Annotated in this window: 13 protein-coding genes; 6 read left to right on the forward strand and 7 right to left on the reverse strand. The window is 63.1% G+C overall.

The features are described 5' to 3' along the window. Nucleotides 1-40: 40 nt before the first annotated feature. A complete protein-coding gene (locus GGQ67_RS14510) occupies nt 41-616 on the reverse strand; it encodes a peroxidase-related enzyme (RefSeq protein WP_183900858.1) in 576 nt (191 codons plus the stop codon). Beyond that, on the reverse strand, nt 613-1095 hold the full coding sequence (locus GGQ67_RS14515; RefSeq protein ID WP_183900859.1) for a CMD domain-containing protein: 483 nt from the start codon (nt 1093-1095) through the stop codon (nt 613-615). Before GGQ67_RS14515 ends, GGQ67_RS14510 begins: the two co-directional genes overlap by 4 nt. Before the next feature lie 168 nt (nt 1096-1263). Between GGQ67_RS14515 and GGQ67_RS14520 the strand changes: the two genes are divergently transcribed. Genes GGQ67_RS14520 through GGQ67_RS14545 form a run of 6 tightly spaced genes read left to right on the forward strand, consistent with a single transcriptional unit; the run spans nt 1264 to nt 6784 of the window. After that, nucleotides 1264-2253 carry a LysR family transcriptional regulator gene (locus GGQ67_RS14520; protein ID WP_183900860.1) on the forward strand — a complete coding sequence of 330 codons (990 nt, stop codon included), beginning with the start codon at nt 1264-1266 and terminating at the stop codon, nt 2251-2253. Further along, entirely contained in the window at nt 2250-3725 is a 1476-nt protein-coding gene (locus tag GGQ67_RS14525) for an NAD(P)-binding domain-containing protein (RefSeq protein ID WP_183900861.1), read from the forward strand. The genes GGQ67_RS14520 and GGQ67_RS14525 overlap by 4 nt, the downstream gene beginning before the upstream one ends. Nucleotides 3726-3733: 8 nt before the next feature. Further along, entirely contained in the window at nt 3734-4474 is a 741-nt protein-coding gene (locus GGQ67_RS14530) for an amino acid ABC transporter ATP-binding protein (RefSeq protein ID WP_183900862.1), read from the forward strand. A gap of 16 nt (nt 4475-4490) precedes the next feature. After that, on the forward strand, nt 4491-5309 hold the full coding sequence (locus GGQ67_RS14535; protein WP_183900863.1) for a transporter substrate-binding domain-containing protein: 819 nt from the start codon (nt 4491-4493) through the stop codon (nt 5307-5309). A gap of 56 nt (nt 5310-5365) precedes the next feature. Further along, nucleotides 5366-6073, forward strand: a complete 708-nt coding sequence (locus GGQ67_RS14540) for an ABC transporter permease subunit (RefSeq protein ID WP_183900864.1) — start codon at nt 5366-5368, stop codon at nt 6071-6073. A gap of 18 nt (nt 6074-6091) precedes the next feature. Beyond that, on the forward strand, nt 6092-6784 hold the full coding sequence (locus GGQ67_RS14545) for an amino acid ABC transporter permease (protein WP_183900865.1): 693 nt from the start codon (nt 6092-6094) through the stop codon (nt 6782-6784). A gap of 425 nt (nt 6785-7209) precedes the next feature. On the opposite strand, the gene GGQ67_RS14550 is transcribed toward GGQ67_RS14545, so the two are convergent. From GGQ67_RS14550 to GGQ67_RS14570, 5 genes are all read right to left on the reverse strand, one after another. After that, on the reverse strand, nt 7210-8190 hold the full coding sequence (locus tag GGQ67_RS14550; protein ID WP_183900866.1) for an ABC transporter ATP-binding protein: 981 nt from the start codon (nt 8188-8190) through the stop codon (nt 7210-7212). 3 nt (nt 8191-8193) lie between these two features. Continuing rightward, nucleotides 8194-8991: a carbohydrate ABC transporter permease gene (locus GGQ67_RS14555; RefSeq protein ID WP_210279653.1), complete on the reverse strand. Its 798-nt coding sequence runs from the start codon at nt 8989-8991 to the stop codon at nt 8194-8196. Nucleotides 8992-9014: 23 nt separating this feature from the next. Beyond that, nucleotides 9015-9878 carry a carbohydrate ABC transporter permease gene (locus GGQ67_RS14560; RefSeq protein WP_183900868.1) on the reverse strand — a complete coding sequence of 288 codons (864 nt, stop codon included), beginning with the start codon at nt 9876-9878 and terminating at the stop codon, nt 9015-9017. A gap of 64 nt (nt 9879-9942) precedes the next feature. Further along, nucleotides 9943-11217 (reverse strand): ABC transporter substrate-binding protein, encoded by a 1275-nt coding sequence (locus GGQ67_RS14565; protein ID WP_183900869.1) that lies wholly within the window; start codon nt 11215-11217, stop codon nt 9943-9945. A gap of 68 nt (nt 11218-11285) precedes the next feature. Then, a complete protein-coding gene (locus tag GGQ67_RS14570; protein ID WP_183900870.1) occupies nt 11286-13607 on the reverse strand; it encodes an alpha-L-rhamnosidase in 2322 nt (773 codons plus the stop codon). Nucleotides 13608-13644: the final 37 nt, after the last annotated feature.

A 13644-nucleotide genomic window follows, 5' to 3' on the forward strand; every position in this document is an offset into this window, starting at 1 on the left:
GGTGAACGGATGCTCTCATCCACCGGCTTTGGCTTTCCCGTCAGTCCTTGACGGGCTCGCCAAGCGTATGCATCAGCCGGTTCGCCCAGCCGAAGATTGCCGTGGACAGGACGAGGTCCAGGGATTCGAGTTCGGAAAGGCCGACATCGGCCAGATCCCGCGCATCGGCTTGCGTCGCCTGCGGCGGCGTCGCCGACAGATGCGCCGAGAAATCAAAGATCGCCTGCAGGTGCTCGTCGAGTTCGGCGTCGAGTTCGTCGGTGAAGACCGCGTCGATCACGTCGGTGCGCTTGGTGTAGTTGATGAAGCGCGATGCATGGACGGCGGCGCAGTAGACGCAGCGGTTGACGACGGACGCGGCCGTTGCGCCCAGTTCGCGCTCGCCAAGCGAAAGCCCGTCCTTGCCGTACATGATCAGGTTGAACAGGGGCGAGCGGACCGCAAGCGATTCCGGATCGTGCGCGAGCGTCAGGACATAGGTCGATATGCCCTTGTTCGATGGCGTGACCTGCATGGCCTCGCGCTGTTCGTCGGTTGCGGTCGCCAAATCCACGGGAACGACGTAAGGCTGCCAGCGGGGGACCGTGGTGGTGAAGCTGTGGACCGTCTCGCTCATTGTCTTGCTCCGATCAGTGCCAGGCCGGCGATGACGCGCACTTGATAATTCACGAAGGCGGCAAGCTCCGACAAGCGAACGATGTCGGCATCGGTCAGGCCCGCGCTTCGCAATGCTTCGATATGGCCGCGCGTCGCCTCGCGCGGCGCCACCGTCAGGCGGTCGGCGTGGCGGACGATCTCGGCGGTGCGCGGGTCGTCCACATTGGTGCCGGGCCGCGCCAGCGATGCCGTCGCGTTTTCGGCGGCGCGTTTCACCAGCGCGTCGTAATGTTCGGCGAGTGCTTGGTTGCCGTTCTGCCTTGCCATGCGCGCCGCCAGCGCCGCGCGCAAGCCATGCGACAGCCCGCCGGGGTCGCGGGGCAGAAGCACGGCATCATGCGCGGCCTCGCTGAGGCGCAGGATCTCGGCGCGCTTCTCCATTGCCTCGGCAAGCGCCGAGCCAGGTTTTACGGCGGCAAGCGTTTCGATGAGTGTCAAAAGAAGCTCCTTTTGAATTCCGATGGCGAGAATCAGACAAGTCTCGCGACGGGCCATGTCAAACTAGCATGAGGCTGCCGATGTCATGCGAAATAATTATCTATTCTCTAGTGAAATTATAGAAAACTCATGCTTCAAATGCATGGTGGGCAATGGTTGATATGTCGCATGCATAGCAACTCAATTGACATTCGCCAGCTCGAAGCCTTCGCGGCCGTGGTGTCCGCCGGTTCGGTCACCGGCGCGGCCCGGCTGCTCGGCCGGTCGCAGCCAGCGGTCAGCCGCCTGATCCAGGATCTGGAGGCCGAGTTGGGCTACGCATTGCTTCATAGAAGCAGCGGCCGTATCCAGCCAACGGCACGCGGCCTGCGCTTTCATGCCGAGGTCGAGCGTCACCTCGCCAGTCTCATCCATATCCGTGAGCGTGCCGAGGCGATCGGCCGCGACGAGCCGGCAACGCTGACGGTCGCCGCGACGCCGTCGCTTGCGGCAGGGGTGCTGCCGCAGGCATTGGCCGCGCTCCCCGGCGAGCTCATACCCCGTCACCTGCACGTCCAGTCGCTTGCCGCCGAGAACGTGGTTCAGGCCGTAATCGCCCGCTCGGCGGATCTCGGCATATCGAGCCTGCCGCTCGAACATCCCGGTCTCGAGATCCATTGGATCGCGGAAGCGCCCTGCGTGGTCGCCATCGGCGCCGACGATCCGCTTGCCAATGACGACGTCGTTCGCCTGTCGGATGTCGCCGCCCGCCGCGTCATCACGCTCGCCAATCCATACCGTCTGCGTCATCGCGTCGACGAGGCGTTCGAGCGTGCCGGTGTGGCCCCCGAGCGCATCATCGACGTCAATGCGTCGCTGACGGCACTGTCGCTCGTGCGCGCGGGATTGGGTATCGCCATCGTCGAGCCGGCCACGATCCGCGGCGTGCCGCTCGATGGCGTCGTCATGCGCAAGCTCGACCAGAACATTCCGTTTCTGTTCGGCGTGATCTCGGCCGCCGCGCTGCCGCTGACGCCGACCGTCTCCGCCGTCATCGATGCGGCGCGCGTGCAGTCTCTCGCCATGCCGGGCTGCCGTCTGTTGGAAGCCAACGGCACGGATGCGCTGGCCGACAGTGTCTACGGACAGGCAACCATTTCGGAAGGAACGCCCAGATGAGCGATCTTTCCGCGCACCCCGACAATCTCGCCGCTCTCGAGGAGCGCCTGCGTCAGGATCTCTCATGGCTGGAATTGCCGGCCAAATCCTGGGTGCCGGCGCGGGACGTCGACGGACAGCCCGTCGTCGATGTGGTCGTCATCGGGGGAGGGATGGCTGGTCTTGTCGCCTCCGGGATGCTGAAGCGTCTCGGCGTCGCCAATCACCTCGTCCTCGACAAGGCGGCGGCGGGGCAGGAGGGGCCGTGGGTCACCTTCGCCCGCATGCGAACCCTGCGCTCGCCGAAGCAGCTGACCGGTCCGGCGATGGGGCTGCCAGCGCTGACATTTCGGGCTTATTACGAGGCCCGCTTCGGCCGCGAGGCGTGGGTTGCTCTCGACCGCGCGCCGCGCCGCATCTGGATGGACTATCTGATCTGGTACCGGAAGGTGCTCGATCTGCCCGTGCGCAACGGCGTGTCCGTCGACAATATCCTCCCGCGCGCCGACGGCATGCTCGACATTGCCTGCAGTGAAGGTGGTGCGAAGAAGACGATCGTCGCCCGCCATGTGGTGCTGGCAACAGGGCGCGATGGTCTCGGCGGCCCGTTCGTTCCCGCGATCGCCGGGAGCATGGACCGTAAATACTGGGCTCACACGGCCGACGAGATCGACTTCGCCGCGCTGCGCGGCAAGCGGGTGGGCGTGATCGGGGCGGGCGCCTCGGCCATGGACAACGCCGCAAGCGCGCTGGAAGCGGGGGCGGCCCGTCTCGACATGTTCGTGCGCCGCAAGACGCTTCCCGCGATCAACAAGTTTACCGGCATCGGCAGCCAGGGTGTCGTCCATGGCTTCGCCGGCCTGCCGGACGAATGGAAGTGGCGCTTCCTGAGCTACGCCATGAGCCAGCAGACACCGCCGCCGCGCCCGAGCGTGTTGCGCGTCAGCGCGTTCGAGCAGGCGCATCTTCATCTCGAAAGCCCGATCGACGCCCTGCGCCAGGAAGGCGACCATATCGTCGTGACCACGCCGCGCGGCAGTTATCCGGTCGACTTCCTGATCTTCGGAACAGGTTTCAAGATCGACCTCGCCAACCGGCCGGAACTCGCGAGCTTCGAACCGCACATCCGCCTGTGGCGCGATCGGTTTCCGACGCCGGCGGGGATGGAAAACGTGGAACTCGAGGGATCGCCGGATCTCGGCGATGCGTTCGAGTTTCTCGAAAGGGTGCCGGGGTCGTGCCCGGCTCTGTCGAAAATCCACTGCTTCAATTTCCCGGCGACGCTGAGCCACGGCAAGCTCACGGGCGACATTCCGGCGATCAGCGAAGGTGCCGACCGCCTCGTGCGCGGCATCGTCAGGTCGCTCTTCGTCGAGGACCGCGAGACGCACTTCGCCAACCTACAGGCCTTCGACACGCCGGAACTCATCGGTGACGAGTGGGCCGCCGACGATGCCGAAGCGCTTTCCGAACTATCTTCCCAGAGGAACTGAGACCCGAAATGCTCGAGATCAAGAACCTGAAGCTATCCTACGGGAGCACCCAGATCCTGAACGGCGTCGACCTCTCCGTGAAAAGAGGCGACGTGGTGTCCATCATCGGCCCGAGCGGGACCGGCAAGACGACGCTTCTGAAGTGCATCAATCATCTCGCGAAGCCGGCGTCCGGAACCATCGAATTCGATGGCATCAGGATGGATTTCGCGCGGCCCGACAAGGCCGCCGTCCAGGCGATCCGCCTGCGCACCGCGATGGTGTTCCAGCAGTTCAACGTCTTCAAGAACATGACCGTCATCCAGAACGTCATGGATCCGCTGGTCGTCGTCCAGGGCAAGTCGAAGGACGAAGCCCGCGCGATCGCGCTGCAGGAATTGGAGCGGGTCGGGCTGTCCGGCAAGCTCGACAACTATCCCTCCCAGCTTTCCGGCGGCCAGCTTCAGAGAACGGGCATCGCCAGAGCGCTCGCGGTCAAGCCCGATGTCATGCTGTTCGACGAGCCGACGTCGTCGCTCGATCCGGAACTCGTCAACGAGGTGCTGAAGGTGATCAAGGACGTGACGTCCTCGGGCATCACCTCGCTCCTCGTCACCCACGAAATGCAGTTCGCCAAGAACATCTCGAACCGCATCGTCTTCATGGACGGGGGCGTCGTCGCCGCCGATGGCAGCCCGTCCGAGATCTTCGATACGCCTTCCAACCCGCGCCTCGCACAGTTTCTCAATTCCGAACGCGCGATCCAGTAAAGAAAGGATGCCTGAAATGACTTCCAAGAGTTCAATCTCGCGCCGTGGTCTCGGTCTCGCCGTCGCAGGCGTCGCGATCGCGTTCGCAACGACCTCGCTCGCCGAGGACGTCCGCACCATCAAGATCGCCACCGCCGCCGAATCCAAGCCGCTGTCATGGGGCGCGATCGGCGTCGAGCCGCAGGGCTACGAGCCGGATGTCCTGAAGGCCATCAACGCCAAGCTGCCGCAATACAAGTTCGTGATGGAAGGGGCCGCCGACATTGCCCAGGAGACGGGCCTGGCGACCGGCAAATACGACGTCGCCACCGGCGGCTACTATCGCGCTCCGGCGCGCGAAAAGCAGTTCCTCATTCCCGAAGCGCCGATCGGCGCCAGCCTGATCAAGATCTACAGCCGCAAGGACAGCGGCATCAACGAGATGAAGGATCTGGTCGGCAAGAATATCGTGCCGGTGACAGCTGGCGGCGGCATCTACAAGTTCGCGAACGCATGGCAGGAAAAGAACCCCGACTACAAGATCGAGGTCACCGCCTCGAGTGCCGGCATTCCCTATCCCAATCGCCTGAAGGAAGTCGAAACCGGCAAGTACGACGCGTTGGTTCTGCCGTCGAACCTCGGCGAGCAGACGGTGATCGACGAGCAGAAGCTCAATGTGCAGGCGAGCGAGCCCGTCGCGATCAACCAGACCTTCGTCCTGGTTCACCGCTCGGAGGAAAACAAGGCGCTGGCTGACGGCATCGACAAGGCCCTGAAGGAACTCAAGGCCGACGGCACGCTCGCCAAGCTCTCGCAGAAGTGGTTCGGCGAGGACATCACCACCTACATGAAGTGACGACCGGCTTTCGAAGCCGGCGACCGGGCCCAGACTGAAAGAAGGAGTGTTCCGACGTGGACCTTTCCATAATGATCCCCGAGCTGCTCTTGGCATTGCCGCTGACGCTTGCGATCACGTTCACGGCCATGGTCGCCGGCTTCGTGCTGGCGTTGATCGCGACGACTTTGCGGGTGCGCAGAATACCCGTGATCAGCCACATGGCCGATCTCTACGTATCCTATGCCCGCAGCGTGCCCGTTGTCCTTCAGCTGTTCGTCGCCTTCTATGGTCTTCCCGTGCTTGTCGGCGTCTTCGGCATCGACGACTTCGTCTCGCCGACGATCGCCGCCATTCTGGGCCTCAGCCTCTACCATGGCGGCTACCTATCCGAGGTCATGCGTCCCGCCTATCTCGCGGTGGAGCGCGGGCAGCACGATGCGGCCGACAGCCTGGGCTACACGTTCCGGCGGAAGCTGCTGCGCGTCGTCGCTCCGCAGGCCGTCCACATCGCGCTTCCCGGCTACGGGAACGCCATCATCTACCTGATCCATAACGTGGCGCTGGTCATGTATATCGGCGCGGCCGACGTGATGGCGACGGCTCATCTGGTGATGCAGCGCGACTACAACCAATACCAGTTCGAGACCTACCTCGTGCTCGCGGTGCTCTATTCGGTGCTGTGCCTCGTCGCCTGGGCGATCGTCCGCTTCTTCGAGCGCCGCGCTGGAAGATACGCATCGAACGACAGGGCCGCCGGCGCGCCGCTGATGGCAAGCATCTGATCAGGGAAAGAATTCAAAATGTTCGACAGCCAAGTTCTTCTTCCCGATCTCTACGAGATCCTGGGCGCCGTGCCGCTCACGCTTGCCATGGCGCTCCTCATCTTCGTGTTGTCGACGATCACAGGCAGCCTGTTCGCCATGGCTGAGTACCGGAAGACCCCGGTGCTTCGCGAGCTCGTCGTCGCCTACAAGGTCGCCTTCAAGGGCGTGCCGATGGTGATCGTCATCTTTCTGGCCTATTACGGCCTGCCATCGATCCTGCAGTTTCTCGCCTCGCTGGTTGGCATCGACTACAACGGCCATTCGATACCCAACTGGGTGACGCTGATCGTTGCCCTGACGGCCTGTGTCGCGGCATTCCAGGCGGAAGTCGTCAAGGGCGCCTTGAACTCGTTCGATACCGGCCAGGCGGACGCCGCCTATTCGCTCGGCTACAAGAAGAGCCAGCTTTTTCGCCGTGTCATGCTGCCACAGGTCATCGTCGCGGCCATCCCCGATCTCGCCAATTCGTTCATGGTGATCATGAAGGCGCTGTCGCTGGGCTTTGCCATCGAGGTCATCGACATCTTCGCGCAATCGCAGCTGACCGCAGCCCTGAACTTCTACTATCTCGAAGCCTTCCTGGTCGCCGTGGTGATATACATGGTGATCGCCTACGCCGTCACCCAGATCGCCGACAGGACCGAACGGGCGCTGAGGGTGCGGACGTAGGGCGCGCGAAAACACCGGGCGTCGATCGGGTCGGTGGATACGGCCACGCAGAACGGCAGGCGGGGGCGGGTGCCCGGCAGCCGGCGGCCGGCGGCCCTGGCGCTCGCTCAGACGTTCGCCACGGATCTTCTGGATGAATTCGAGGCGATGCAATTCTTTCTGCGACATGGTGATCAAAAAGGACATGACGACTCCGACCGCTCATGGTCTCGACCAGGCTGAAGATCGTCATCCTTGCTCCCAACGTTGGCTTTGACCAGTGCGTCGAGAGGCGAGACTGTCGCATCTCTAACTGGCCCAACTGTCGCATTACTAAATAGCCCTTACACGCAAAAATTCGATAACATATGTTATGGAACATCGACGTGAGCGTACGACGCGTGCGGATGCTGGCGTCCCGTCCGCCGAACGACTGGCCGCCGATGCTACTGAAACCGTTGCTCCTTTCCCGCCACCGGCGACGCAAACAGGTGTTCGCCAATCTCGACCTTGCGGTCGCCATCGGTGCGGACAACGAGTGATGGCAGGCCGGGGACGTCGAGGTAGATGATCGCGTCGGCGCCGAGCCGTTCGACATAGCGCACGGCACCCTTCCATTTGCCGTCGGTGGTCGAGAGCGTCAGATGCTCGGGACGGATGCCGTAGATCCGGCATCCCTCTTCCGCCGCGATTTGGCCTTCGAAGAGGTTGGTCTTGGGAGAGCCGATGAAGCCGGCGACGAAGGGCGTGGCCGGATTGTTGTAGAGCGTCATCGGCGAGCCGACCTGTTCGATCTTGCCGCCGTTCAGGACGACGATCTTGTCGGCCATGGTCATCGCCTCCACCTGGTCGTGGGTGATGTAGATCATGGTCGCGCCGAGCTTGGCGTGGAGTTCGGTGAGTTCGATGCGCATTTGTGAGCGCAGAGAGGCGTCGAGGTTGGAGAGCGGTTCGTCGAACAGGAAGACCTTCGGATTGCGGATGATCGCCCGGCCGATGGCGACGCGCTGGCGCTGGCCGCCGGAAAGCGCCTTCGGCTTGCGATCGAGCAGATGCGAGAGCTGCAGGGTTTCGGCGGTCTGCCTGACCTTCTCCGCGATCTCGGCCTTGGGGCGCCGTGCAAGTGACAGGCCGAAGCCGATGTTCTCGGCAACGGTCAGGTGCGGATAAAGGGCGTAGGACTGAAACACCATTGCGATGCCACGCTCCGATGGCTCCGCCGCCGTCACGTCCTTGCCGTCGATGAACATCTGTCCCGAGGTCGAGGTTTCAAGCCCGGAGATCATCCGCAACAGCGTCGATTTTCCGCAGCCCGAAGGCCCCACAAAGACGCAGAACTCGCCCGCCTCGATCGAAAGATCGATGCCCTTGATGACCTCAAGGCTGCCGAAGCTCTTGCGGACGTCCTGCAGCACGACGCTTGTCATGATTTACCCTTTCACGGCGCCGGCGGTCATGCCCGCGACGATCTGCCGGTTGAAGAAAATGAAAACGATGAGTGGCGGGATGGTCACCAGAAGGATGTTCATGAACAGCAGATTGAACTGCGTCTGAAACTGCCCCTGAAAATTATAGAGCGTGAGCTGCACGGTGACGTTTTCCCGTCCGGGAAGATAATAGAGCGGATTGGTGAAATCGTTGAAGATCGCGATCGACTGCACGACGATCACGGTGACCGTCACCGGCTTCAGCAGCGGCAGGATGACGCGGAAGAAGATCTGCAGCGGCCTGGCGCCATCGACGATCGCCGCCTCGTCGAGATCTCGCGGGATGGCGGCGATGAAGCTTCGAAACAACAGGACCGTGAACGACAGTCCGTAGGCGACCTGAATGAGGATCATGCCGGATATGGTCTTGAACAGGCCGAGCGATTGCAGCACCCAGATCGTCGGAACGACAGCGGGCGGGATCATCAGGCCGGCCAGCACGAAAGCGTAGATGAGGGTGTTCCAGCGCGACGGGCGCCGTTGCACGACATAGCCGACCATGGCGCCGAACAAAACGAGCAGCGTCACCGCGACCACGGTGATGACCGTCGAGTTGAAGTAGGCCAGGAAGAGCATGTAGTTGCGGGCTTCGATCACATCCATGAAGTTTCGCCAGAGCTGCCATTCGCCGGGCCATGTGAAGGTCAGCGCCTGCGCCTCCTGCCGCGTCTTGGCGGCGGTGAGGAAGACGAAGAGGAAGGGCAGGACGAAGATCACGCCGCAGGCGAGCATCGCGGCCATCCCGCTATAGAGTTGGCGACGCGTCAAAGGTCGATCTCCTTGCGGTTGAACCAGGCGGTGAGCGGCAGCACGATCAGGCCGATCAGCAGGAAGAGAATGACGTTGCCCGCCGTGGAGAGGCCGTAGAAGCCGGCCTGGTACTGCTTGTAGATGACGCTTGCCAGCACATCCGAGGAGAAGCCCGGGCCGCCCTTGGTCATCGCCCAGATCAGGTCGAAGCTGCGCAGGCCGCCGATCAGCGACAGCGTGACCACGGTCACCGTTGCCGGCTTGGACAGCGGCACGGTCACGCGGAAGAACATCTGCCGGCGCGTCGCGCCGTCGATCCGCGCGGCTTCGTAGTAGTCAGGGCTGATCGATGCGAGGCCGGCGATGTAGATGACGGTCGCCAGCCCGATCCCCTTCCAGACATCGACGAAGACGATGGAATAGAGCGCAAGCGCCGGATCGGTCAGCCAGCCGGGGCCGTGAATGCCGAGCGTCGCGAGCGCGACGTTGATCAGGCCTCGGGTCGGATGCATCAGAACGGAAAAGGTGATGCCGACGCCGATGGTGGAGACGAGAACGGGAAAGAAGATGATGGTGCGCAACGCACCTTGCGCCCAGATGCCTGATGTCAGCAAGACGGCGAGCAGCAGACCGAGCACGGTCTTGGCCGCGGATGTCGCCACCGCATAGATGACGGTATTGATCAGTCCCTTGATCAGGAAGGGCTCGCGGAAGAACTGCTTGTAGTTTTCCAGCCCGATGAACTCGGTGGTGAAGAGATCCCAGCGCGTGAGGCTGAACCAGAAGGATGCGATGGTGGGCGCCAGAAACAGCGTGGTGAAGACCACCGCCGCGGGAAGAACGAACCAGTAGGGATAAGGGGACTTGCGGGCGACCATGGCGGCTCCTTGAGCATCTGGCCCACATCCCATGGCATGGCCACCGGGATGTGGGCCAAGGTGTTTACCAGTTCGGCAGGCCGAGCTGCTTTGCCTGCTTTTCCACATCCTGGTCATAAAGTGCTGCGGCATCCTTGGCCGAGCGGATTCCCGTGCCGACCTCAACGGCGATCTGCTCCAGCGCCGGGCCCTTCACCGGCGAGAGAAACTCGAGCGCCGGTCCGGCCCGCCCTTCGGTCTCGAAATAGGGCAGCATGTCGCTGACCGCCTGCGGGACATCCTTGGGCAGTTCGCAGCCCTTGATCAGATAGGGGCCCGATGGCACGGCCTTCGCCATCAGCTCGCAGCCTTCCTTCGAGGCGACGAAATCGAGAAATTTCTTGGCCTCCTCGAGGTTGTCGCCCTTTGCCGAGAGATAGAGCGCCGAGGGCATCCAGATCGTCAGCCCGTTCTTGGTCGCGTCGCTGCCCGGAACGGCGAAGAAGCCGACGTCCTGCAGGTTGTCGGGGAAGTTCTGCTGGATGTTTCCGATGCCGAAGGTGAGGCTCGGATAGTGCGCGGCTTCGCCAGTCGATACCATGCGCATGCCGTCATCGAAGGTCGCGGCGCCGAAGTCCTCGTTGAGAAAGCCGGCCTTGGCCACCTCCTCCACATGCTCGAAGCCGCGCAGCGCGGCCGGCGTGGTGGCGTATTTCACCTTGTTGGCCGTATAATCCGTAGCGAAACCAGGTACTTCGGATTGAACGTTGAAGAAATCGGCGAGCACGAAGATCTGCGATGTCCAGGTCGTGCCGTAGGTCTGCGCCAGTGCCACCTTGCCGGCGGCCTTTATCTTCTCGTTATTGGCGATGAAGTCGGCCCAGGTCTTCGGCGGCTGGAGGCCGAGTTCGGCGTAGATCTTTCTGTTGTAGAAGATGCCGCCGCCCATGGCCGGACCGAACGGAATGCCGCGAACACGGCCATCCGAAGCGCTGACGACCTTCTTGAAGGTGTCCAATATGCCTGCGGCCGAAGGAAGATCCGAAAGATCGGCGATGGTCTGCTCCGGTTTCAGCGCCTGGAACAGCGAGCCGCTATTATACTGAAAGATGTCCGGCATCTCGCCGGTTGCCAGCCGCGTCTTGACGATGTTGTCGCCTTCCGACCCGCCAGCGCGCTGCTCGACGTCGAAGGTGACGCCGGGATTTTTCTCGCTGTAGGCCTTGGAGACGGCATCGAACGAAGCGATCGTCTCCGGATTGGTGTCGATCAGGACGCCGAGCGTGACGTCGGCCCATGCGGCGCTGGCGGATAAAGCCAGCATGCTTGCGGCGACAATGCTGTATCTCGTCATTCTCATGGTCGGTTCCTCCTCTTGAAGACCAGAATGATTTCAGCTTTTGGTTGTGGCAAGGCCAAAACCCGATATCAGATCGAAAACTCGATGACATGTCGGCCGGCGGCGATCGCCGCCGAGGCGCCGGGCGCGACTACTTGCCCGTCGATGCGCAGCGCGCGGCGCTCCGGTGTCGCGTTCATGCGCGCGGTCATGCCCTCGGGGATGACGAGGTCGCAGGTCACCTGCCCTGCTTCCAGCCTCCACCGCACCTCCACCCGGCCGAAGCCGGTGTCGTGCCAGGCCGAGACCGGCGACAGTGCCGGAAGTATGGCCGGGTCGAACAGCACATCATGGAACGCCGGGTTCTCCTCCCGCGGCTTGATGCCGGCGACATCCTCGAACAGCCACTGGCATACGGCGCCGTAGGCGTAGTGGTTATAGCTGTTCATGTCGGGGTCGTAGATCGTGCCGTCCTCGGCCAGCGCATCCCAGCGCTCCCAGATCGTCGTCGCGCCGCGCTCGACCTGATAGAGCCAGCCGGGGACCTTGCGGTTGAGAAACATCTTTTCGGCGAGATCGCGCATGCCAAGGCGCGTAAGAGCGGGCAGAAGCGCCGGGGTGCCGATGAAGCCGGTGCCGATGACGCCATCGGTTTCCTCGGCGACCGTGCGGAAGTATGCCCGCCCGGCTTCCTCGTATTCGGCAGGCACCAACCCATGGAGAAACGCCAGTGCCCAGGACGTCTGGTCGTTGTGGGCTATGCGGCCCGATGGCGAGAAGAACTCGTGCTTGAAGGCCTGCCTGATCTCGGCCGCCCGCGCCTCCAGCCGTTCTGCTTCGCGGTCCTCGCCGATGACGCGGGCGATCCTGGCCGAAAGTTCTGTCGAGATGAAATGATAGAGCGTGGCGGCGCAATCGTCCGCGACGGTCGGCCGTGGCTTGCGATTGTCGCCGACGGGCTGCAGCCAGTCGCCGAAGGTAAAGCCGTGCTCGCCCCACACCGCCGGCGGACGGATCACCGGTCCTTCCGAGATGTTCCAGAGATAGTCGAGCCAGCGCAACATCGCCGGGAAGCACTCCTCGAGAGCGGCCTTGTCGCCATAATGCAGATAGAGCTGCCAGGGAATGATGACGATCGCGTCGCCCCAGCCGGTGGAGCCTGCCCAGTCGCCGCGGTCCATGATCGGATGAAGGCGCGTAGGATCGGGGGAGAAGTGCGGGACGGCGCCGTTCGGGCGCTGATCGTGCATGACGTCGCGCAGATATTTGCGCAGGAAGGACTGGCTGTCGGCAAGCCAGCATGCGGTGCCGGCGAATACCTGCGCATCGCCGGTCCAGCCAAGACGTTCGTCGCGTTGCGGGCAATCGGTCGGGATCTCGATGAAATTGGAGCGCTGCGACCAGATCGTGTTCTCGACCAGCCGATTGACCGCCTCGACCCCGCAGGTGAAGCCGGCGGCGACGACCGGCACCGAGGAAATCGGGACCATCTCGATCGCCAGCAACTCGACGCGCCCCGCCAGGCCGACGCGGGCATAACGGAAGCCCATGAAGGTGAAAAGCGGCGCGTAAAGCTCCTCGCCCTCGCCGCTCAGCGTGTAGACAAGTTCCGCGCGGGCGCTGCGATAGTTGCGATTGTCGAAATGACGGTCCGGACCGAGCACCTCCGAATGCTCGATGCGAACTTCGGCGCCGGCCTCGCCGCGCACGCGGATGCGGATATAGGCGCCGGCATTCTGGCCGAAGTCGTAGACCGTGCGGCCATCGCCCTCCCGCCATGTGTCGAGCGGCTGGCGGGCCGCCAGCTCGCGGACGGCAGCCGTTTCGTGCGGCACGAGCTTCGTCTTGTCGAAGGACAGGATGTCCACGCCGCTATTGTCGCGGGGCTGAATACGCGCGTCATAGTCTTCGCCGAAATAGATGCCATTGCGCACCACGGGCGTGAGGCCGCCGCGCCAGCTGCCGTCGGTCTGGAGAAGGACGGTGCCACCGCTTCTGAGATCCGCCAGGGCCCCTACCCTGTCTCCCCAGCAATTGACGATCGGGTTGGAAGCCCACATCAGCTGGCTGCGGTACCAGCCGTCGCCGAGCCAGATCTCGATCCGGTTCTCTCCAGCGACCAGGAGATCGGAGACTTCGTAGGTCTGGTAGGCGATCCTGTCGTCGTAGCAGGTCCAGCCGGGTGTGAGGAGGTCGAGACCGACCCGGTTGCCGTTGACGAAGGCCCGGTAGAGGCCGAGCGCCGATATGCGCAGCGTGGCCGTTTGCGGACGCTCCGCAAGGGTGAAGTCTCGCGAAACGAAGGTGCCGGCCGTTCCCTGGCCGGCATCGCAGGAAGGCGCGATCATGGATGCGCCGGACCAGGCATGGCTGTCGGCGGACACGGTTGTGCCTTGTGTCGCGATATTCATTGGTGCTCCTCCTCCAGCCGTGGTTTCGCACGGTGTA

This window comes from Rhizobium metallidurans, assembly GCF_014196505.1.
Taxonomy (GTDB): domain Bacteria; phylum Pseudomonadota; class Alphaproteobacteria; order Rhizobiales; family Rhizobiaceae; genus Rhizobium; species Rhizobium metallidurans.